This is a genomic window from Hydrogenovibrio sp. JE_KL2, assembly GCF_009296185.1.
In the GTDB taxonomy this organism is placed as follows: Bacteria; Pseudomonadota; Gammaproteobacteria; order Thiomicrospirales; family Thiomicrospiraceae; genus Hydrogenovibrio.
Window position 1 is genome coordinate 47,370 of record NZ_WBJR01000001.1, and the last position, 21,026, is coordinate 68,395.

Below are 21,026 nucleotides of genomic sequence, written 5' to 3' on the forward strand. Positions count from 1 at the left end.
TTGAAAGTTTTTTTAACTGGAGCTACGGGGTTCGTTGGTTCAGCTTTATTGAACCGTTTTGTTGTTGATGGTGTTGAGATTACAGCTTTGGTGCGTAGAGAATCATTGTTTCCGGCTGGTGTAAAGCAGCTTGTTGGAGATATTTCTATTGTTATGGGTAAAGAGAACCTAAGCTTTTCACTCTCTAACCGTGATGAGTTTGAGAGTATTTTGCGTGGTATGGATTCGGTAGTACATGTCGCTGCACGGATACAAGGCTTGAACGATAAATCACTTAATTCTATGGCAGAGTACCGAAAGATAAATAGAGATGCGACTTTAGCGTTGGCAAGTTTAGCTTCAGATGCAGGGGTAAAGCGTTTTGTTTTTTTAAGCACTATTAAAGTGAATGGTGAGAGTAGTGGTGATTGCCCGTTTGAACCTGAAACTCACTTCATTCCAGACGACCCTTATGCACTTTCAAAATATGAAGCGGAACAAGGATTAATGCAAATAGCGGAAAAAACAGGCATGGAGGTTGTAATTATCCGCCCGCCACTCGTTTATGGTCCAGGTGTAAAAGGCAACTTTGCTTCAATGGTTGCTTGGGTCAAAAAAGGTATTCCATTGCCATTGGCGGCTGTAAATAATCGCAGATCTCTGATTGCTTTAGATAATTTGGTAGATTTTATCGCTTTATGTAGTGAACGTAAGCATTCCCCAATGGCTGCAAATGAAGTATTTTTGATATCTGATGATGAAGACGTCTCAACCGCTGAATTACTGAGTAAAATCGCTTTCGCTTACAAGAGGAAAAGTCGTTTATTTTCCATTCCTGTATGGCTAATGAAGTTAGTTGCAAAATTGCTAGGTAAAGAGTCTAAAGCTGAACGTGTGTTAGGCAATTTACAGGTAAACAGTTCCAAGGTTCAAGCTAAGCTAGGTTGGAAGCCAATAGTGACAATGGATGAACAGCTGATGAAGATGGCTTCTCTTGAAAAGGTTGAGTAGTTTTATGCTTCGATTTTTAGATATTTTGCTTTCATTATTCGGACTAATCGTGGGGTTCCCTGTATTCTTAGTTCTTTATATTACAGGGCTTTTTGACACTGGCTCCCCACTTTTTTTTCAGGAGAGAGTTGGTCGTAACCAAAAGCCATTTACTTTGGTGAAGTTTCGCACTATGAGTAAGGATACTGCTTCTGTAGCAACCCATTTAGCGTCTTCAGCGTCAGTCACGAAGTTTGGTTCTTTTTTGCGAAAAACTAAACTGGATGAATTACCTCAGCTTTGGAATGTGTTGAAGGGAGAAATGAGCTTGGTTGGACCTAGGCCAGGGCTTTTTAATCAAAGGGAGCTGGTACTAGCTCGCCAGCGTCTTGATGTTTTTATTGTTAGACCTGGAATTACAGGTTTGTCACAGGTTAACAATATTGATATGTCTACTCCTGAATTGTTGGCAGAGATCGACGCCCAAATGATTCAAAATATGAGTATACTGAATTATTTTAGATATATATTTTTAACGATTACTGGTAAAGGTTCAGGAGATGCGATAAACAAGGGTGGAAAAAGTGAAGTTTAAAGAGGCTTTGTTATCGCTTTCACGTTTCCAAAAGCGTTTAATTTTTTTTGTTGTTGATTTATTTGGTTTATATGCGGTGGCCATTGTCGCCACTTGGATTAGGTTGGGATATATTGATGCCTCAATAGAGCCATTTCTTCCCGCTATTGCAATACTTCCGTTTTTGGCAATACCTATTTTTGTCACTCAAGGTTTATATCGAGCAGTTATTCGTTACTTAGGTAGTAAGTTTGCTACGACGGTTTTCTATTCAGTTTCTTTTGCGTTTGTGTTATGGGCCACTGCAATTTTTATGTTGCAATGGCCTTACCCTCGTTCTGCCATTCTGATCGCATGGCTATTGACTTTGCTTTATATTTCTGCCACTAGACTCTTTGCACGCTGGTTGTTGCTGGAAGGGCTTCACAAGGACTTGTCTATTCTTAAGTCTGTTGTCATCTTTGGTGCTGGCACATCAGGAAAGCAATTGGCTAGTGCTATTGAAAAAATACCTAATATGCGAGTGATTGGGTTTATTGACGATGATGAAACTTTGTATAAGCATCAGATTGCATCTATTACTGTTTACAAGCGGGAAAACTTAGAGCGCTTAATTGAAAAACACAAGGTTTCGGAGGTTTTGATGGCATTGCCTTCTATTACGGCCAGTGAAAGAAAAAAGATTTTGGATTGGCTAGAGCCATTTGCTTTGAAAGTTTCTACTTTGCCAAGTATTGATGAAATTGTTTCAGGGAAAGTTTCTTTTTCGGATGTTCGTGAAGTCAATATTGAAGATTTATTGGGAAGAGATCCGGTTCCTCCGAGAGCTGAGCTATTGTCGAAATGTATTGAAGGGCAAGCGGTTCTTGTTACTGGTGCAGGAGGCTCAATTGGCTCTGAATTATGTAGGCAGGTAATTAAGCAAAATCCTAAGGTGCTGATTTTATATGAGTTAAGTGAGTTTGCTTTATATACGATTGAACATGATCTATTGAAGAGTGGAGCACTTTCAACAACAAAGATGATTCCTATTCTTGGAAGTGTTTTAGATGAGTTTAAATTAGGAAGAGTTATCCAAAAGTTTGAGGTCGATACGGTTTATCATGCTGCGGCTTATAAACATGTTCCTATTGTCGAGCACAATATTCAGGAAGGCATTGTTAACAATGCTTTTGGTACTCATGCAGCCGCTAAGCTTGCTGCTGAAAATGGTGTGAAGAATTTTGTTCTTATATCGACGGACAAAGCTGTGCGACCGACGAATGTAATGGGAGCAAGCAAGCGTTTAGCTGAAATGGTTTTGCAGGCTTTACAACAGGAGTTTACTACCACTCGTTTTGTTATGGTGCGTTTTGGTAATGTTTTGGGGTCGTCTGGTTCGGTGATTCCTTTGTTTAGAAAACAAATTATTGATGGCGGACCTGTGACGGTCACCCATCCTGAAATTACTCGTTATTTTATGACTATTCCAGAAGCGGCTTCTCTGGTTATTCAGGCAGGATCTATGGGTGGAGGAGGGGATGTTTTTGTCCTTGATATGGGAGAGCCTGTCAAAATTGATACGCTTGCACGTAAGATGATTAAATTGTCAGGCTTTGAGGTAGTGAATTATTCAGGAGAAGGAGACATTGAAATTCACTACACGGGACTTCGTCCAGGAGAAAAGCTTTACGAAGAGTTGTTAATCGGAGATTGTGTTGATGGTACAGACCATCCAAGAATTATGACTGCTCATGAAGATTATGTTCCTTATGGGCAGCTGCTGCAACTTTTGAAATTGATTGAAAATGATTTGAAATTGTACGATTATGAAATTGTTTTGGAGAGGTTGAAAACAGTTGTTTCGGGATTTGAGCATCCTTCAGGGATTGTGGATTATTTGGCTAAAAGTGGCATGTCAACTTAAGTTGTGTAGTAATTTATGAAAATTTTAGTCGTGGGTGGCGCTGGTTATATTGGCTCACATATGTGCAAGTCTCTTGAGATGGCTGGGCATGAGGTTGTGGTGCTGGATAACTTGACTACGGGGCATCATCAGTTGGTTAAATACGGTCTCTTAGTGGTTGGGGATTTGGCAGATGTGAATGTGCTAGAAAATCTTTTCATAGAGCATTCTTTTGATGGAGTGATGCACTTTGCTGCCAATAGTTTAGTGGGTGAGTCAGTGGCTAATCCAGCCAAGTATTATCGTAACAATGTGAGTAACACACTGAACTTGCTAGATGTAATGGTTCGGCATGATGTAAAAAAAATTATATTTTCCTCTTCAGCAGCAACATTTGGTGAACCGGAGTATGTGCCGATAGATGAGTTGCATCCACAGAAGCCGATTAATCCTTATGGCTCATCCAAGTTAATGATTGAACGCATTTTGCAGGATTATGCCGGTGCCTATGAATTGAATTCGGTGAGTTTGCGTTATTTTAATGCCTGTGGTGCAGACCCTGAAGGAGAGATTGGCGAATGTCATGACCCTGAAACCCATTTGATTCCGTTAATATTACAAGCGGTATCCGGCAGAAGAAAAAGTATTACTGTTTTTGGGCGTGATTATGCCACTGAGGATGGAACATGTATCCGCGATTACATTCACATTAATGATTTGTGTTCTGCGCATGTATTGGCATTGGAAGCGTTAGTGTCGGGAGAAAAGTCTGGTGCTTTGGCTTATAACTTGGGTAATGGTCAGGGTTTTTCTGTGCAGCAAGTGATTGATGTGGTGAAAAAAGTCGTGGCTGAAGACGGCTGTGAACTAGTTGTTGAAGATGGTGAGCGCCGTGCTGGTGATCCGGCTGTATTGGTTGCTGATGCTGCACTAGCCAAAAAAGAATTGAACTGGGAACCCCAATATGGCGACCTAGAAACCATAGTCCGTCATGCTTGGGCATGGGAGAAGCAACGGGCAAATCTATAGTTAATTAAGAATGGAAAAATCTGCCAGGTTTGGGTTGTAAATTACCCATGATTAATTATTTGTAAACATGCCGTTCAGTTCTTATATTTGAGGGTAGCTATAAACGTCTCAAACTTTTGGGATGAATGTTTTATACTTCTGTAAGTTTTTAATTTTGTGTGGAGTTATGTATGTCTGACACCCAACAACGTATCAAAGAGCAAGCTTATGCAGCTGCTTATCAGGATGATGAGATCGATTTGTTTGAACTGTGGAATGGATTGGTTGAGGAAAAGAAAACGATTTTTGTCTCATTTCTTTCTGGTTTGATTTTAGCCGTTGGTTATATTTTTATGAAAAGTGATGAGCCAATTTTGTATCAGGCGTCAGCTACTTTACAGGTTCAGCAGATACAGATGTCTACGATTAAAAATTTAACAAGTAGTTCTTCGGTTCCTTATATGCCAGTGGAGTCTTCTCAGGCCACTGTTCTGTTGTTATCTAATTTGATTCCAGCTGAAATGAAATCAGCTAGTAATTTCATTTCAATTTCTTCTACTGGCGAGGACAAGGTAAAGATTCAAAAAAATGTCGAGGAGTCCATTAAAATAATAGAAGATAGGTATCGAGAAATCTTCTCAAGACTAAAGCCTTTGGGATATGTTGAGATTTTACCAACGACAGTGATTGGTGGAATTAAGGTTTTAGCGCAACCTGTTAAGCCCAAAAAAACTTTGATTTTGGCAGTTGCAGGTGTTTTAGGGTTGATTCTTGGTGTGATGATTGCTCTGGTTCGCAAAGCTTATAGAAATAGACAGGAACAAATGGAAACTTCAGTGTCTTGATGGGTGTATTTGATATTTGTCTGAGAAAGAAGGGGTAACTCCTAATTAAAAGTAAGTCTGATTTTTTACTTTTTAGCAGTAGTTTGTTAATATCCAGTTTACGCTTAAGTACGTATATATAAAAAATATAAGGAGATGTTATGAAGACTTTTGCATTAGTTTTGGGGGTGTTGTTTTCCTCTTTAGCGTTTGCGTCACCAGTGAATATCAATAGTGCTTCAGCGGAGAAAATTGCTACAAGTTTAAATGGTATCGGGCAGAAAAAAGCAGAAGCAATTGTGGCGTATCGCAATGAGCACGGTAAATTCATGGCAGTGTCAGATTTGGCAAAAGTAAAAGGTATTGGCACTAAGACTTTGGCAAATAATGAGGCAGATATTCTTTTAGAAGACGCTAAATAAGAAATGCTTTTGCAACTACTAATATCGAACATAAGGAGGCTTTGCCTCCTTTTTGTTTTTGTAGGGATTGCTGTGCCCTCTGTGGCGCTATCGGAAGCAGTAAAACCTAAAGTTTTGCTCCTTAAGGTATATAAGCCTAATCAAAACATTGTCGGCTGGTTGATGAGTGAAAAACTGGATGGTGTTAGAGGTGTATGGGATGGTCATGTACTTCGTTTTAGAAGTGGAAGGGAAATCCATGCGCCAAAGTGGTTTTTAGAGCAGCTGCCACCATTCGCCGTGGATGGAGAGCTTTGGACTAAGCGAGATGATTTTGAAAATATTTCTTCCTTTGTTCGTCAGAAAACACCAGATTATCGTTGGCATCAAATTACCTATAATGTCTTTGACGTGCCTAACCAAGCGGGTGGTTTAGTAGAGCGTCTGTCTGTTTTGGCGCGTTATCTAAATCAACATCCTTCTAGCGTTGTGCGTATCATTCCACAGACACGAATTGAGTCCGAGCAGCAATTTAAGAATCATTTACAAAAAGTGCTAAGCCAGAAGGGTGAAGGTCTTGTTGTTCGTCGCGGAGATGTGCCTTATGAAGTTGGGCGCTCCAGTGATGCGTTAAAAGTGAAGCCGTTTAAGGATGACGAGTGTGAAGTAGCCGGGAACGGGAAAATATAAAGGTGAGTTAGGCGCAATTCAGTGTCGTCTAAAGAATGGTCGTGAGTTTTATATTGGTTCGGGTTTGAAAGATGCGGATAGAGTTTCTCCGCCCAAAATAGGTCAGCAAATCACCTTTAAATATCAGAAGCTCACGGTGCATGGTGTGCCTCGGCATCCGGTATTTTTAAGGGTGAGATCCTCAGAGTAAAAGTGGCGGAGATGAGCGGGCAGGACTGTGAAAATCTACCAGGTTGGGGGTGTATGGCTTAGATACCCCAACCTGGCAGATTTTAGGAAGTCTTTACTTGGAGAGAGCTTTGCACGAGATGGGCTCACGTATAAAAATGGTTAAAATCCGACTGATTTTCGTTGAAAAACTTGCTAATAGCTAACTATTAGCTGCGTTATCCGCCTCAACCAGACAAATTTTTCCTCATTTTTCTTACACATCCCTCTTGTGCAAAGCTCTTTTAGAAAGAAAAGACTTCTTTACCTTCTGCGTTGATCAGGCTTGGCATGACGGTTTCAAATAGGGTTTCTGTTTCCCATTCAGTGTCACTGACGCGTGTCATTACTTGGCATGTCATCACGGGTGCTGAGCCTGTGGTGACGACTAGACGTCCACCAAGGTTAAGTTTGTGCTGGTAGGCAACAGGGAGTTCAGATACGGCACCGGTCAATACAATGACGTCGTAGGTTTTTCCATCATCCCAGTTATGGCTGGCATCGCCAATGGCGAACTCAATATTGTCAAAACGCGTTAATCTGTTTTTAGCGATGTCTTGTAGGCTAGGGAAGATTTCTACGGTTGTTACGTTGGCGGCAGATTCGGCTATCAAAGCAGTCATGTAGCCAGAGCCTGTGCCGATTTCTAGAACAGTTTCGTCTTCTTCAATATCCACAGCCTGAAGCATGCGCCCTTCGACGCGAGGCGGAAGCATGGTTTGCCCTTCACCAATCGGAAGTTCCAGGTCGCAATAAGCTAAGGCTTGCTGTGACTCTGATACGAACTCATGGCGTGGGATCGCCATGAAGAGATCAAGCACTTTAGGATCCAAAACATCCCATGGACGAATTTGCTGTTCAACCATATTGAAGCGCGCTTGTTCTAAGTTCATAGTTGCATTCCTACCGTGAAATTATGTTAAGCCAACGGGGCTTTGTCGTTAATATTGAATTGTGTTGTTTTACAACGTTCTAACGTGGCTGATTAAGAATCGGCAAAGCATTATAACGGATTTTTATATGAAAGCCTAGAAGCTGGCGTTGAACTCCATTTCGACAGTAGGTGTTTTTTTACTTGAAATTGCTGAAAAAACGATATTTTGGCGCAAGGAAACTGTGCTAAAATTATCTGCTTTTACGAAAGGTCATGACGCTTGCGTTTGTGGTTTTTCAGTTTAATTTTTGATGTTTGATTTTAACGATAAAGAGTAAGAGTTTAGACATGCCAATTATTACCTTGCCAGATGGTTCAAAAAGAGAATTTTCCGAAGCTGTATCTGTGATGCAAATCGCCACGGATATTGGAACGGGACTGGCAAAAGCTACGGTAGCAGGGCGCGTGAATGGTGAGCTTAGAGATGCTAGCGACCTGATTACTGAAGATGCAGATGTTCAAATCATTACGCTTAAAGATGATGATGGTGTTCATATTATGCGCCATTCTTGCGCACATCTTTTAGGGCATGCCTTAAAACAACTTTATCCAGACGCTAGGATGGCAATCGGTCCAGTTGTTGAAAACGGCTTCTACTATGACGTAGACATGGAAGCGCGCATCTCCTCTGAAGATTTGGAAAAAATCGAGCTGCGCATGAAAGAGCTGGCTAAAACCAAGTATGAAGTTGTTAAAAAAATGACTTCTCGTGCTGAAGCATTAGAGATTTTCAAAAGCCGTGGCGAAGACTACAAAATTGAATTGATTGAAGATATGCCAAATGAAACTGAGTTTGGTTTTTACTATCATCAAGAATATATCGATATGTGTCGCGGTCCGCATGTGCCAAACATGGGTTTCATTAAAGCTTTCAAACTGACACATGTTGCCGGTGCTTATTGGCGTGGTGATTCGGATAATAAGATGCTTCAACGCATCTATGGTGTGGCTTTCCCAAGCAAAGAGGAGTTGAAAGATTACTTGGTAATGATGGAAGAGGCTGAAAAACGTGATCACCGTAAGCTTGGTAAGCAGTTGGATTTATTCCATGTCGATGAGTTGGCACCGGGTATGGCGTTCTGGCATCCAAAAGGCACAACGCTTTATAAAGTGGTCGAAGACTACATGCGTCAGCAGCTGAATGAAAGTGGTTATCAAGAAGTTCGTACGCCATTGATTATGGATCGCTCTCTTTGGGAGAAATCCGGTCACTGGGACAAATTCAAAGACAACATGTTTACCACCGAAACAGAAAACCGTGATTATGCGGTCAAGCCAATGAACTGCCCAGGGCATATTCAAGTGTTTAATCGTGATTTGAGCAGTTACCGCGATTTACCGATTCGCTTGGCGGAGTTCGGTTTGGTTCATCGTAATGAACCATCAGGAACATTGCATGGTTTGATGCGTGTGCGCTCGTTTACTCAGGACGATGCCCACATTTTCTGTACACCAGATCAAATCAAGCAAGAAGTGCAAGCCTGTATTGACTTGGTATTTAGCACTTATGCAGATTTCGGTTTTGACGACATTCAAGTGAAGTTCTCGACACGTCCTGAACAGCGTGTAGGTTCGGATGAAGTGTGGGATTTGGCCGAAGCTGCGCTGGAGCAAACGCTGAAAGACGCTAATCTGGAATATGCGCTACAGCCGGGTGAAGGCGCGTTTTATGGTCCAAAAATCGAGTTCCAGTTGAAGGATTGCATTGGTCGTGTTTGGCAGTGTGGAACCATTCAGCTTGATTTCTCAATGACTCAAGCAGAGCGTTTGAACGCGGTTTATGTTGGTGCTGATAATGAAAAGCATCACCCTGTAATGATTCACAGAGCAATTCTTGGTTCACTTGAGCGTTTTGTTGGAATTTTGGTTGAGCATTACGAAGGGAAGTTCCCAACTTGGTTGGCTCCGGTTCAATTGGTGCTTGCTTCAATTTCTGAAGTGCACAACGAATATGTGGCAGATTTTGCAAAAAAATTGAAAAAACATGGATTTAGAGTGCAAACGGACTTGAGAAATGAGAAGGTTGGGTTTAAAATTCGCGAGCACACTCTACAACGTGTTCCCTATATTTTGGTAGTAGGGGATCAAGAAAAAGCGGATGGCACCGTTAACGTACGTGCCCGAGGTGGAAATAACTTGGGTAGTTTTACATTTGAACAATTGCTTCAAATGTTATCGGACGACATCGCTAACCTAGGTAGGGTCGTGGAATAATTTTGGTATCAAGAGGATAAAACCATCGCAGTTAGAAGAGGACGTGGCAAGCCACAACAAGTAGAGGCGCCTAAAGATAGAATTAATGCAGCTATCACAGAGGCTGAAGTTCGTTTGATTGATGCAGACGGTGAACAGAAAGGTGTCGTCTCAATAGAAGATGCCCTTGCGGCTGCAAAAGAAGCAGAACTTGACCTAGTGGAGATTTCTGCAAAATCCTCACCGCCAGTGTGCAGAATTATGGATTATGGGAAGTATCAGTACCAGAAACAGAAAAAAGCACACGAAGCGAAGAAAAAACAAAAACAGGTACAGGTTAAAGAAGTTAAGTTTCGACCAGGTACCGATATTGGTGATTACCAAGTTAAACTGCGAAATGTTGTGAAATTCTTGGAAAACGGCGACCGAGTGAAAGTCACTATCTGGTTCCGTGGACGTGAAATTACACACAAAGAATTAGGAATGGCAATGCTTGAGCGTATTCGCGAAGACTTAAAAGAAATCGCGACGGTTGAGCAAATGCCGAAAATGGAAGGTCGATCACTGCAAATGATGATCGCGCCAAGCAAAAAGGTTTAATCCAATTTGCACAAAATTTGTTCTTGAGACTGAGTGCTTAAATTTAAGACTTAAGAATGGGTAGGCTGGTTTCGAGCCGCAACAATCGAAGCAAATACAATAACTGGGGTGAGGTCAAACTCATTACCGGTGCAGCTCATTCAGTGCTGTTGATTGTAAAAGGGCTTCCCGCAAGGGAGGCAAAATTTAGAAACTGATGAATACGACTTAAAGGTAACCTCTTTAAATCGCTATTCCTTTATGGAGTTTTAGCAATGCCTAAGATGAAATCAAATAAAAGTGCAACTAAGCGCTTTAAAAAAACCGGTTCTGGCGGTTTTAAATGCAAGCAATCGCATCTTCGTCATATCTTGACTAAGAAGTCTACCAAGCGTAAGCGTCAACTTCGTGCCGCAGGCATGATTCATGATCACGATGTGGCAATGGTTCGCCGCATGCTTCCATACGCGTAAGGAGATGACAGATGGCAAGAGTTAAAAGAGGCGTAATTGCACGCAGAAGACATAACAAAGTATTAAAAGCTGCTAAAGGTTACTATGGTGCTCGTCGCAAGGTTTTCCGCGTTGCGAAGCAAGCTGTAATCAAAGCTGGTCAATATGCTTACCGTGACCGTCGTCAGAAAAAACGTCAATTCCGTCGTTTGTGGATTGCGCGTATCAACGCTGCAACTCGTATGAACGGAATGACATACAGCCGTTTCATTTCTGGTTTGAACAAAGCTGGAATCGCGGTTGACCGTAAAGTATTGTCAGACATCGCTATTCATGACGCTGCTGCTTTCTCTGCAATTGTAGAAAAAGCCAAAGCTGCATTAGCGTAATTTCTGCAAAACGGAATGAAAGGGGGCTTTAAGTCCCCTTTTTTTCTCAAAAATTTTGACTAAACCCGCTGCGTATTACAAAACGTCTGATTGTTTCACTCAGGTTTATTCTAAATTTACCAACTTGATGTCCAGGATGGTATGGATAAAGGCTTTGCTCTTTGCTAACACAAAGTATTTATCCATAAACTCCTCTGTTACCAAAGTCATGCTTTGGTGCTAATCCAAATGTTTCTTTCATGCATAGTTTGAAAGGCAATATCGAAAAAGGAACTTTGCGTTCATGCAACAACAACTGCAAGACATTATTGCGAAGGCCGAAAATTCGGTCTCTTCTATAACGGAATTGTCGGCACTTGATGAAATCCGTGTTCAATACCTAGGTAAAAAAGGTGAGTTGACCGCCATGATGAAAATGCTGGGCGGTTTGTCGGCAGAAGAAAAGCCAAAAGCCGGTCAAATGATCAACGATGCCAAGCAAGCTGTGCAAAAGCTGTTATCTGAAAAGAAAACGGCTCTGGAAACAGCGGTATTGGCTGAGAAGCTAGCTTCGGAATCCATTGATGTGACTTTACCAGGTAGAAATATCGAGATTGGTGGCTTGCACCCAGTTACTCGTACATTGCGCCGTATTGAGAATATCTTTGCTAAAGCGGGCTTCGATATTGAGACGGGGCCTGAAATTGAAGACGACTGGCATAACTTCGAAGCATTGAATATTCCTGAAACGCACCCTGCTCGTGCAATGCATGATACTTTCTATTTTGATGCGCAAACGGTTTTGAGAACACATACTTCCGGTGTACAAATTCGCACGATGGAAAATAAGCCTGTCCCGATGAGAATTATTGCACCGGGTAGAGTTTACCGTTGCGATTCGGATCAAACGCATACTCCGATGTTCCATCAGGTAGAAGGGTTGCTGGTTGAAGAAAACGCCAGCTTTGCGCAGTTGCGTACTTTGATCATTGAATTCCTGAGACAGTTTTTTGAGGATGAGAACCTGAAGGTTCGCTTCCGCCCATCCTATTTCCCATTTACAGAGCCTTCGGCTGAAGTGGATATTGCCACCAATTTATTTGGTGATGGTCGTTGGATTGAAGTATTGGGCTGTGGCATGGTTCACCCGAAAGTGTTGGAAAACGTGAATGTAGATTCTGAAAAGTATTCTGGCTTTGCTTTTGGTCTAGGTGTTGAACGTCTGGCGATGCTTCGCTACGGTGTAACCGATTTACGCCAATTCTTTGAAAACGACATTCGTTTTCTTCAACAGTTTAAGTAATGGCCTAGCCTGAAATTCGAGATAAAAGATGAAAGTTAGTGAAAGTTGGTTGAGAGAATGGGTTAACCCTAAGTGGGATACTCAAATCCTAGCGGAAGAATTAAGTTTAGCAGGCCTTGAGGTCGACGAAGTTTGTTCAGTTGCCCCTGAGTTTTCCAATGTGGTTATTGGGCATGTTTTGTCGGTTGAAAAGCATCCTGATGCAGATAAGCTGAATGTGACCCAAGTAGATGTGGGTGACGGCGAACCTGTGCAGATTGTTTGTGGTGCAAAAAACGTTGTTGCAGGCATGAAAGCTTGTTGTGCAAAAGTCGGTGCGGTGTTGCCGGGTGAATTCAAAATCAAAAAGGCAAAGTTGCGTGGTGTTCCTTCACATGGGATGCTGTGTGGTGCAACCGAGATTGGCTTGCCGGATGATGGTGTTGACGGTTTGCATATGTTGCCGGAAGACGCGCCAATTGGTGTTGATGTCCGTGAATACTTAAGTTTGAACGATGTCATTATTGATGTTGATTTGACGCCGAACCGCGCGGATTGCTTGAGTGTTGAAGGTCTTGCAAGAGACATTGCCGCCATTAGTGGCGAGCCGATAAAGGTTCCATTTGAGCTGGAACCGATTGCGACAACTGGTGCTTGTCACCAGGAAATTAAGGTTGAAGAGAATACCGCATGTCCTAAGTACCTAGGGTGTCTGGTGACGGGCTACGATACGGGTGCTCAAACACCAGATTGGATGAAGGCAAGATTAGAGCGTTCAGGTATTTCTCCAAAAAGCCTAACGGTTGATATTACCAACTATGTCTTGCTTGAATTAGGGCAACCAATGCATGCCTTTGATGCCGATAAGCTTCAAGGTGTCGTCCAAGTTCGTATGGCTAAAGACGGTGAAAAACTGACCACCCTGGATGAAAAAGAGTTGGTATTGCAGAATAATACGTTGGTGATTGCTGATGATTCCGGTCCAATTGCATTGGCAGGGATCATGGGTGGCCTTTCATCTGCCGTTTCGGATGCAACCCAGGCGATTTTCTTTGAGTGTGCACATTTTGCACCGTTAGCGATTACCGGTCGTGCTAGACAATACGGTTTGCATACGGATTCATCGCATAGATTTGAGCGCGGTGTAGATGCCTTCTTGCCAGAAAGAGCCATGGCTCGTGCTTTGCAGCTGTTTACTGAAATTGCCGGTGGGCAAGTGTCAGATGTGAAAGCATTGGTCAACGAAGCTGCTTTACACCAACCTAAGGCGATACAGTTACGACCAGAACGTGTGGAAAAACTGCTTGGGGTGGTTCTGTCAAATGATGAAATCGAGAAAATTTTCCAACGCCTGAACTTCATCGTAGAAACAAACGATGAAGGCTGGTTGATGACCGCACCGAGTTATCGATTCGATATGGCGATTGAAGCTGACTTGATTGAAGAAATCGGGCGCGTGTATGGTTACAACAACCTGCCGGAAGTTGAAGTTAATGCGCCGATGCGATTGCCTAAGCTTGAAGAGCAAGAGCAGGAAATGCAATTGATTCGTCAAGTGTTGGTGAATAAAGGGTATCATGAAGCGGTGACCTATAGCTTTGTTGAAGAAAACACTCAACAAAAGCTTTTCCCAGAGCAAAAATCGATCTGCTTGCAGAACCCAATTTCAGACGATATGAGAGCCATGAGAGTGTCTCTATTACCTGGGCTATTGAGCACAGTCGCTTACAACCAAAACCGTCAACAAAGCCGTTTGCGTTTGTTTGAAACAGGACTGGTTTTCCTGAGTGAAGATGCCTCTATTGATAGATTGCAGCAAATTCCAATGATTGGCGGTGTAATAGTTGGTTCTGTTTCTGCAACAGGTTGGTCCGAAGAAGACCGTCCAGTTGATTTTTACGACATGAAGGGGCATGTTGAGAGTCTGCTGGCGCTTAGCCATGTTGCGGATAAAGTTCGCTTTGAAGCTAAAGTTTTGCCTATTTATCATCCCGGGCAGTCAGCAGTGATGGTGATGGATGGCGAAGAGATTGGCTCCATTGGTCAGTTGCACCCAGGGCATGTCAAAACTTTGGGGGTTTCCGGCAAAGTGTTTATGTTTGAGATGCGCCTGGATACGATTTCAACGACACGCATTCCAAGCGCGAAAGCAATCTCTAAATTCCCGATTGTACAACGTGATTTGGCATTCGTCGTTGAGCAATCCTTGCCGGTACAGGCGGTATTGGATGCGTTAGGTGAAGTCTCATCTGAGATCGTTCAATCTATAGAGTTGTTCGATTTGTATCAAGGCGCTGGTCTTGGTGAAAATCAAAAATCTGTTGCGTTGACAATTAAGCTGCAACATCAAGATAGAACACTTCAGGATGAAGAAGTTGATGCATTGATGCAACAAATGATTGAAGCAGCAAAACATAAAGTAAGTGCAGAATTAAGATAAATCTACAAGAGTAGTTTATTTACATAGAAAATAAATAAGAAGGTAAGGATTGTATGGCATTAACAAAAGCGGATCTTGCCCAAACACTAACTGATACGTTTGGTTTTAATAAACGCGAATCAAAAGAGCTGGTCGAGCAGTTTTATGCTGAAATGGCAACTGTGCTTGTGAAAGGTGAGCAAATTAAGCTTTCTGGATTTGGCAACTTTGAGCTAAGAGATAAGTCGGCTCGTCCTGGACGTAATCCTAGAACGGGTGAAGATGTTCCCATTTCAGCAAGAAGAGTGGTAACATTTAAACCAGGTCAGAAATTACGAGCTCGTATCGATAACTATGGTAAAGACTAAATCGGGTGAATCCCCAAAGCAGTTGGAAATCGAACTTCCAGATAAGAAGTACTTTACCATTGGTGAAGTCAGTGAGTTGTGCGATTTAAAACCTCATGTGCTTCGTTATTGGGAGCAAGTCTTTCCTCAACTTGAGCCTAGCAAGCGCCGCGGTAGACGTTATTATCAACGCCGCGAGCTTGAACTGGTTCTTGAAATTAAAACCCTGTTGCACGATCAAGGATTCACCATTCCTGGTGCTAAAGCGCGCTTAAGCCGTGCCGAGCCACCGTCAGATGTTCATTTCGATAAAGAAGCTGATGGACAAGCCTATCAAAACCTTTTGAACATGAAATCAGATCTTAGAGCCTTTCTCGAACATATTCGCGAAACTTACTAATAGTTTGCCAATTTCTCGCCTATAAAGCCGGTTCCAACAGCTTGTAAAGATTTTATCAGTCCATAACGGGATACCGTTATAATGTCCAAATACTCGTTTAATGGTAATAAAACTAGGAGAGTGGTTTGGATCCGGTTCTTGCTTATGTAGTAAAACTCTTGGTTGGGTTGTCAGGCTTGATGCGCCCTTATCTTTCAGAAATTGGTCTGTCCATGGTTGCGACTTTGTTGGTGATTTATGGCAATGACATCAGCCTGTTTGTTAAGCAGCAAATAGGTTCATTGAAATACTTTCTACGATTAACTTTATTTGTGCTGTTTTGTGCGATTGGCTTTGGAATTATCACGGCTTATTTAACGCCCTTATTTGTCAGTTGGTTGTCTCATATCAGTAACGTTTGGCTCGGTATTGCCGTTATTGTGACTTACTATATCATTGGTTTATTGGCACAGAAGAAGGGACTGATTTAGTTGAACTATATCACTGCCGAGGGATATCGCAGAGTCAGCGCTGAACTGGTGGCGTTATGGAAGGTCAAACGTCCTGAGATTGTTAGGGCAATATCTGCCGCAGCAGCTGAAGGAGATCGTTCTGAAAATGCGGAGTACATTTACCGCAAGAAAGAACTGAGGGAGACAGATCGAAAAATTCGCCACTTAGAGAAGCATCTCAAAGACATTAAAGTGGTGCAAGATAAGCCCAAAAATAGAAACAAAGTCTTCTTTGGCGCAAGGGTCTCTCTCTGTGGTGAGAGTTTACCGGATGGAGAATGTCAGTATCGTCTAGTCGGCATGATTGAGTCGCGACCAGAGGTGGGGGAAATTTCTATTCACTCTCCTGTCGCAAAGGCTTTGCTGGGTAAAGAACTTGGTGATGAAGTGGTGATTGTGCTGCCAACGGGCGAAAAAAGATTGGTTGAAATCGTCGAAATAGATTATTGAGAAATGCATAAAGGCGAATGCCTTTGCTGTGAATGGCTAAGGATTTGCTTGCCGGATAGCACAAAAGTTTTATTGTGCTATTTGGGTAAGGATATATGGAAAAGGAAAGGCAAATGGGTTGGATTATTAAAGATCACTATGAAGATGAGTACGATTTTGAAATGGATCGGATGAATTTGGAATCCATGGAAATTACGGCTTTTTCTTGTCCTAAACTACGCATCATAGAAGTACCTGTTGATGAAGATGATGTTGAAAAGATTGAACAGGTTTATGAGGTGCTATTTCCAGGGCTATTTGAAGATGTTCATCATATGATGGAGTCGGAAGCTAGAGACCCTTATAAAGTGAAGTGCTTTTATAAGTACCGTAAGTCAGATTCTCATGAGCTTTCTTAAAAGTAGCGTCATTTTCTGCCACGTCATTTGATAAAATTAGCTAAATAATAATACGTAAAATCTGGTGTTTTAATCAAGCAAAACACACAGGTATGTCTTAGGTAATACATATAGCTTGCGGAGACTAGTTAAGTATGAAAAGCACTGCTAAAGAGGTGAAGGGCAGAAGTTTAGTACAGAATATGATGATTTATTTTGTACTAATCATTTTGGTCATAGGAATTGGATTTGTTTTTTTAGACCGTTTGGAGAATAAATCCACAGCAAAATTTGAAGCCATTCAAGAACAATTTAATCAAAAAAATAAGTTATTTAACGAAATTCAATCACAGTTGGGTTATGGGCACTTAATCCATAACTTCAAAAATCTTGTGCTTCGCGGCGAACAAGACTACAGAACCCAAAGCTATAGTCAGAAGGTAGAAAAAAATACGGCTACCATCCTGAAAGATATTGCAGACTACCGCCAATTTCAAAATTTAGATCAAACGGAAACGACTGGTCTGAATGAGGCGGAAAATGTTGTCAAATCCTACCAATCTAAAGTTGATCTTGTGAAAAAAATGCAAGCGCAAGGCGTTGCAGCAAAAGAGATTGATGCTCAGGTCATTGTTGATGATAGGCCTGCTTTGGCTGCATTTGAACAGTGGTATGCTTTTTTAAACAAAGCCGAAGCACAAAAAATCAAAGAAATGAATGAGCAGCGTCTCTTTGAACAACGCCTGAATTTATTAGCAATCCTTGTAGCCTTGGTATTGTTAAGCCTTTTGGCATTTGAGGTGTTTGTCCGTCGCGAAGTCATTTCTCCATTTATGAAGTTGGAGAGCGAGGTTAAGAAAGTTTGTGCCGGGGGTGGTCAAATCGATTTCACGCGACAGCTTAATGTCGGTGGTGTGAGAGAACTTCAGTCACTTGGTATATATTTGCGCAGAATGTTGAATATGATTAGCGCGCAAATAGAAACAGCGGTGACTTTGAGATCTGTTGTAGATCAAAGTAGTGCAAGTATCATGGTTGCCAATGAAGATTTGGTCATTACCTATATGAACGACTCTATTATCAATACGCTATACAATGTTGAAAAAGATATTCAAAAGATGTTGCCACATTTTTCAACGGATAAGCTGGTAGGCGAAAATATTGATATTTTCCATGTTCACCCTGAGCACCAGAGAAAACTGTTGGCAAACTTAAAAGAAACTTATGTCGCGAAGTTGACACTTGGTGAGTTGCATCTTGAGATTGTTGTGAATCCTATTTTTGATGCAGAAGGTAACCGTAATGGTTTCGTTACTGAGTGGAAGGATGTTACCCAAACGGTGAAAATGGAAGCAATGCAGGAAGCTGTTGAAACCAACTTGAAAGTCATGGTCGAGAAAGCGGCAAAGGGGCATATCGGTGCGCAAATCGATGTTTCCCAGCTTGATGGCTTTATCCATGACCTGGGTGAGCAGATCAACTATATGTCTAAAGCACTTCATGATGCGAACATGAATATTTCGCAAGTCATCAATAAACTGTCTCAAGGTGATTTAACGCCACGAGTACAAGGTGAGTATGAAGCTGATTTGAGTCAAATGAAGGATGCCATCAACAAATCAATGGACAATCTTTCGAATATTATGGCTCAAGTAAATGCATCAACCACTGACATCGCTTCAGATGTACGCGATATGTCCAGCCAAAACGCCGAGTTGTCCGGTCGTATTCAGCAACAAGCGGCTTCGATTCAAGAAACCGCTGCAACCATGGAAGAAATGACTTCCGCTGTGCGTAATAACGCTGAAAATGCGAAGCAAGCTAACGAAATCACCATGAAGGCCAGTCAGAAGACAATTGAAGGTGCTGGCGTTATGAAGCAGACAATCCAAGCGATGAATAACATTAAAGAATCCAGTGGCCAAATTGAGCAAATCATTGGTTTGATTGATTCGATTGCCTTCCAAACAAACCTGCTTGCGTTAAACGCTGCGGTGGAAGCTGCAAGAGCAGGTGAACATGGAAGAGGGTTTGCCGTGGTTGCTGGTGAGGTCCGAAGCCTGGCAGGTAAATCAGCCGATGCAGCTAAAGAAATTAAACAGCTAATTGACCGCTCTGTTGCCCAAGTACAGGAAGGCACGCATTTGGCGCAACAATCAGGAGATGCATTAGGTGAAATCAGCAGTTCCATGAACCAAGTAACCGAAATGGTGGGAGAGATCGCCAGTTCGTCGGTTGAGCAATCTCAAGGAATTGAGCAGTTGAATCACGCTGTTGTCTCTCTGGATAAGAACACACAAGAGAACGCGCATCTTGTAGAGTTGTCTGCGGCCAGTGCCGAATCTATTGCGCAAAAAGCCAGTAGCCTGGTTGTTCAAATGCAGCAATTCAAAATTTCTCAGGACATTCAGCAACGGGTGAACTCAAATATGGCCTCTAAGGTTTCCGGCGATAAGTTGATTGCCAGTGCTCAACCGAAGAAGGTGGAAGCATCTAAACCCGTAGCGGTGAAGAAAACTGAACCGAGTAAGGCCATGCCTGCTAAACCTCAGGCGGAAGCGAAAGCATCGGTAGCCAGAAAACCGGAAGCACCTGCTGAGAAATCCGGCGGTGGCGATGAGTGGGAAGACTTTTAATTTAAGTTGCTCTTGGAGAGGAATAAAAAAGCCGTCACATGACGGCTTTTTTATTGCCAAAATCTGCCAGGTTGGGGGGGACTTGTATTTTAGTAGAGTTTCAGCTTTGGCTTGATACGCTTTTCAATAAGGCTTTCTATCATAATCCAAAGCGTTTTCCAGTAGCCATGCACGGCAAGCTGATGCTGCCTATAGAGACTCGCATAGGCCCAATGCGCCAGCTTACCTTCTATCATCCAATGCTTGTGCAGTAGCTGATCTAACAGGCTCCCCAGCGTCTGGAAACGGCTAAGGGAAACCAAAGCACCGTGGTCGCAGTACTTAAACTGCTTTAAGGATTTGCCTGTCATTTGTCGGGTGATATTTTGTGCGCAGTGCTTCGCCATCTGGTGAGCGGCTTGAGCGGTAGGGGGGACGGGACGAGTTGCTGCCTCGGGTTTCAGAAACGCGCAGTCTCCAATTGCATAAATACTATCTTCGCCTTTCACCAAGAGAGATTCGTCTATTTCGATTTGGTTGATACGATTCGCTGGTAAATCCAGGTGGGATAAAAATTCAGGCGCCTTAATGCCGGCCGCCCAAACCAAGAGGTCGGCATGAATATCACCTTCAGAAGTATGAAGCGTATAGGGTGTAACTTGGTTAACGTTCTTATTCAGTTGAATGCTAACGCCTAGTTCTTCTAAAGTTTTTTGAGCTTTACATGCCAGATTTTCTTCCAATGCCGGCAATATACGGGGAGCGGCTTCAATCAAAGTAACTTCCAAGCTCTGGTGATGAATGTTTTCAACACCAAACTGTTCGAGACGATCGACGGCATTATATAGTTCGGCAGATAGTTCTACGCCAGTTGCGCCTGCTCCGACGATGGCGATACTGACCGACTCGCCGGAATGTGCAGTTTCTGAAAATTGAAGAAAACGGTTGAGGAAAGAAAGGTGAAAATCTTCAGCTTCTTGCGCATTGTCCAGCTTGAAACAGTGTTCGTTGACGCCTTCGATACCGAAGTCATTTGAGTGTGCCCCTAATGCAATGACAAGAATATCGTAGTCAATATATCGTGGTTTGAGTATTTGTTTGCCATGATGATCAATCAGAGTCGCCAGACGGATTTGTTTTTTCTCTTTGTCTAATGCGTCCATCTTGCCTAGACGGAAGTAGTAATGGTTTTCCGCAGAATGAGCACGATAGCTGAGTGCTTCCATGCCAGTGTCCAGAGAGCCAGCGACCACTTCATGTAATAAGGGTTTCCACAGATGGATTCGGTTGGGGTCAATGAGCGTAATTTTGGCCTGATTGGTTTTACCGAGTTTTCGGCCTAAGCGGGTAGCGAGTTCTAAGCCGCCAGCGCCACCGCCAACAATGACAATTTTTGGAAGTGAAGCGGTTTCATGCATCTTTAGCCTCCAGAGAAGGGAGAGTTTTGGGCAAAGATCTGGGCCGAACCCTTGTTTCAAGTTCGGCGTGTCCGTTTCATACTATAACGAGGTTTTTCAACGAAATAAATGAAAGATCCAATTAATGTGATAAAACTCGGATG

General features: G+C 42.4%; 21 protein-coding genes and 1 pseudogene. 20 read left to right on the forward strand and 2 right to left on the reverse strand.

The features are described from left to right. From F8R13_RS00215 to F8R13_RS11770, 8 genes are all read left to right on the forward strand, one after another. A complete protein-coding gene (locus tag F8R13_RS00215; protein WP_152831144.1) occupies positions 1-990 on the forward strand; it encodes an NAD-dependent epimerase/dehydratase family protein in 990 nt (329 codons plus the stop codon). A gap of 4 nt (positions 991-994) precedes the next feature. Then, positions 995-1,564 (forward strand): sugar transferase, encoded by a 570-nt coding sequence (locus F8R13_RS00220; RefSeq protein WP_152831146.1) that lies wholly within the window; start codon positions 995-997, stop codon positions 1,562-1,564. After that, a complete protein-coding gene (locus F8R13_RS00225) occupies positions 1,554-3,449 on the forward strand; it encodes a nucleoside-diphosphate sugar epimerase/dehydratase (RefSeq protein ID WP_152831148.1) in 1,896 nt (631 codons plus the stop codon). Before F8R13_RS00220 ends, F8R13_RS00225 begins: the two co-directional genes overlap by 11 nt. Before the next feature lie 15 nt (positions 3,450-3,464). After that, positions 3,465-4,457: a UDP-glucose 4-epimerase GalE gene (gene galE, locus F8R13_RS00230; RefSeq protein ID WP_152831150.1), complete on the forward strand. Its 993-nt coding sequence runs from the start codon at positions 3,465-3,467 to the stop codon at positions 4,455-4,457. A gap of 170 nt (positions 4,458-4,627) precedes the next feature. Further along, positions 4,628-5,281: a Wzz/FepE/Etk N-terminal domain-containing protein gene (locus F8R13_RS00235; RefSeq protein ID WP_152831152.1), complete on the forward strand. Its 654-nt coding sequence runs from the start codon at positions 4,628-4,630 to the stop codon at positions 5,279-5,281. Between the two features lie 140 nt (positions 5,282-5,421). After that, positions 5,422-5,682, forward strand: a complete 261-nt coding sequence (locus tag F8R13_RS00240) for a ComEA family DNA-binding protein (RefSeq protein WP_152831154.1) — start codon at positions 5,422-5,424, stop codon at positions 5,680-5,682. Between the two features lie 72 nt (positions 5,683-5,754). After that, positions 5,755-6,351 carry a DNA ligase gene (locus F8R13_RS00245; protein WP_216642569.1) on the forward strand — a complete coding sequence of 199 codons (597 nt, stop codon included), beginning with the start codon at positions 5,755-5,757 and terminating at the stop codon, positions 6,349-6,351. 16 nt (positions 6,352-6,367) lie between these two features. Further along, on the forward strand, positions 6,368-6,541 hold the full coding sequence (locus F8R13_RS11770) for a hypothetical protein (RefSeq protein WP_371414894.1): 174 nt from the start codon (positions 6,368-6,370) through the stop codon (positions 6,539-6,541). 262 nt (positions 6,542-6,803) lie between these two features. Here F8R13_RS11770 and F8R13_RS00255 read toward each other — a convergent pair whose 3' ends face one another. After that, complete coding sequence (locus tag F8R13_RS00255; protein ID WP_152831158.1) at positions 6,804-7,451, reverse strand: protein-L-isoaspartate O-methyltransferase; 648 nt, start codon at positions 7,449-7,451, stop codon at positions 6,804-6,806. Between the two features lie 329 nt (positions 7,452-7,780). Between F8R13_RS00255 and thrS the strand changes: the two genes are divergently transcribed. The 12 genes and pseudogenes from thrS (at position 7,781) to F8R13_RS00315 (ending at position 19,486) form a co-directional block, all read left to right on the forward strand. Continuing rightward, entirely contained in the window at positions 7,781-9,706 is a 1,926-nt protein-coding gene (thrS, locus tag F8R13_RS00260; RefSeq protein ID WP_152831160.1) for a threonine--tRNA ligase, read from the forward strand. A 24-nt stretch (positions 9,707-9,730) separates the two neighbouring features. Next, positions 9,731-10,285: a translation initiation factor IF-3 gene (infC, locus tag F8R13_RS00265; protein ID WP_371414895.1), complete on the forward strand. Its 555-nt coding sequence runs from the start codon at positions 9,731-9,733 to the stop codon at positions 10,283-10,285. A 254-nt stretch (positions 10,286-10,539) separates the two neighbouring features. Beyond that, complete coding sequence (rpmI, locus tag F8R13_RS00270) at positions 10,540-10,737, forward strand: 50S ribosomal protein L35 (protein WP_029907777.1); 198 nt, start codon at positions 10,540-10,542, stop codon at positions 10,735-10,737. 11 nt (positions 10,738-10,748) lie between these two features. Beyond that, entirely contained in the window at positions 10,749-11,105 is a 357-nt protein-coding gene (gene rplT, locus F8R13_RS00275) for a 50S ribosomal protein L20 (RefSeq protein ID WP_029907779.1), read from the forward strand. 283 nt (positions 11,106-11,388) lie between these two features. Beyond that, on the forward strand, positions 11,389-12,387 hold the full coding sequence (gene pheS, locus F8R13_RS00280) for a phenylalanine--tRNA ligase subunit alpha (protein ID WP_152831162.1): 999 nt from the start codon (positions 11,389-11,391) through the stop codon (positions 12,385-12,387). 28 nt (positions 12,388-12,415) lie between these two features. Beyond that, complete coding sequence (gene pheT, locus F8R13_RS00285) at positions 12,416-14,806, forward strand: phenylalanine--tRNA ligase subunit beta (protein ID WP_152831164.1); 2,391 nt, start codon at positions 12,416-12,418, stop codon at positions 14,804-14,806. Positions 14,807-14,859: 53 nt separating this feature from the next. After that, complete coding sequence (locus tag F8R13_RS00290) at positions 14,860-15,153, forward strand: integration host factor subunit alpha (protein ID WP_029907785.1); 294 nt, start codon at positions 14,860-14,862, stop codon at positions 15,151-15,153. After that, positions 15,140-15,418: pseudogene (locus F8R13_RS00295) on the forward strand (MerR family transcriptional regulator); the annotation flags it as partial. The gene F8R13_RS00290 and the pseudogene F8R13_RS00295, both read left to right, overlap by 14 nt. A gap of 239 nt (positions 15,419-15,657) precedes the next feature. Continuing rightward, positions 15,658-16,002: a DUF3392 domain-containing protein gene (locus F8R13_RS00300; RefSeq protein WP_029907789.1), complete on the forward strand. Its 345-nt coding sequence runs from the start codon at positions 15,658-15,660 to the stop codon at positions 16,000-16,002. Further along, positions 16,003-16,473, forward strand: a complete 471-nt coding sequence (locus F8R13_RS00305) for a GreA/GreB family elongation factor (RefSeq protein WP_152831168.1) — start codon at positions 16,003-16,005, stop codon at positions 16,471-16,473. A 113-nt stretch (positions 16,474-16,586) separates the two neighbouring features. Next, positions 16,587-16,871: a hypothetical protein gene (locus F8R13_RS00310; RefSeq protein WP_152831170.1), complete on the forward strand. Its 285-nt coding sequence runs from the start codon at positions 16,587-16,589 to the stop codon at positions 16,869-16,871. A gap of 134 nt (positions 16,872-17,005) precedes the next feature. After that, entirely contained in the window at positions 17,006-19,486 is a 2,481-nt protein-coding gene (locus tag F8R13_RS00315; protein ID WP_152831172.1) for a methyl-accepting chemotaxis protein, read from the forward strand. A gap of 89 nt (positions 19,487-19,575) precedes the next feature. On the opposite strand, the gene F8R13_RS00320 is transcribed toward F8R13_RS00315, so the two are convergent. Further along, a complete protein-coding gene (locus F8R13_RS00320; RefSeq protein WP_152831174.1) occupies positions 19,576-20,883 on the reverse strand; it encodes an NAD(P)/FAD-dependent oxidoreductase in 1,308 nt (435 codons plus the stop codon). Between the last annotated feature and the right edge of the window lie 143 nt (positions 20,884-21,026).

Excerpts from the sequence above, each read along its gene's own strand:
- F8R13_RS00220 (WP_152831146.1), top strand. The coding sequence starts at position 995 with ATGCTTCGATTTTTAGATATTTTGCTTTCATTATTCGGACTAATCGTG.
- galE (WP_152831150.1), top strand. The coding sequence starts at position 3,465 with ATGAAAATTTTAGTCGTGGGTGGCGCTGGTTATATTGGCTCACATATG.
- F8R13_RS00235 (WP_152831152.1), top strand. The coding sequence starts at position 4,628 with ATGTCTGACACCCAACAACGTATCAAAGAGCAAGCTTATGCAGCTGCT.
- F8R13_RS00240 (WP_152831154.1), top strand. The coding sequence starts at position 5,422 with ATGAAGACTTTTGCATTAGTTTTGGGGGTGTTGTTTTCCTCTTTAGCG.
- F8R13_RS00255 (WP_152831158.1), bottom strand. The coding sequence starts at position 7,451 with ATGAACTTAGAACAAGCGCGCTTCAATATGGTTGAACAGCAAATTCGT.
- thrS (WP_152831160.1), top strand. The coding sequence starts at position 7,781 with ATGCCAATTATTACCTTGCCAGATGGTTCAAAAAGAGAATTTTCCGAA.
- rpmI (WP_029907777.1), top strand. The coding sequence starts at position 10,540 with ATGCCTAAGATGAAATCAAATAAAAGTGCAACTAAGCGCTTTAAAAAA.
- rplT (WP_029907779.1), top strand. The coding sequence starts at position 10,749 with ATGGCAAGAGTTAAAAGAGGCGTAATTGCACGCAGAAGACATAACAAA.
- pheS (WP_152831162.1), top strand. The coding sequence starts at position 11,389 with ATGCAACAACAACTGCAAGACATTATTGCGAAGGCCGAAAATTCGGTC.
- pheT (WP_152831164.1), top strand. The coding sequence starts at position 12,416 with ATGAAAGTTAGTGAAAGTTGGTTGAGAGAATGGGTTAACCCTAAGTGG.
- F8R13_RS00290 (WP_029907785.1), top strand. The coding sequence starts at position 14,860 with ATGGCATTAACAAAAGCGGATCTTGCCCAAACACTAACTGATACGTTT.
- F8R13_RS00310 (WP_152831170.1), top strand. The coding sequence starts at position 16,587 with ATGGGTTGGATTATTAAAGATCACTATGAAGATGAGTACGATTTTGAA.
- F8R13_RS00315 (WP_152831172.1), top strand. The coding sequence starts at position 17,006 with ATGAAAAGCACTGCTAAAGAGGTGAAGGGCAGAAGTTTAGTACAGAAT.
- F8R13_RS00320 (WP_152831174.1), bottom strand. The coding sequence starts at position 20,883 with ATGCATGAAACCGCTTCACTTCCAAAAATTGTCATTGTTGGCGGTGGC.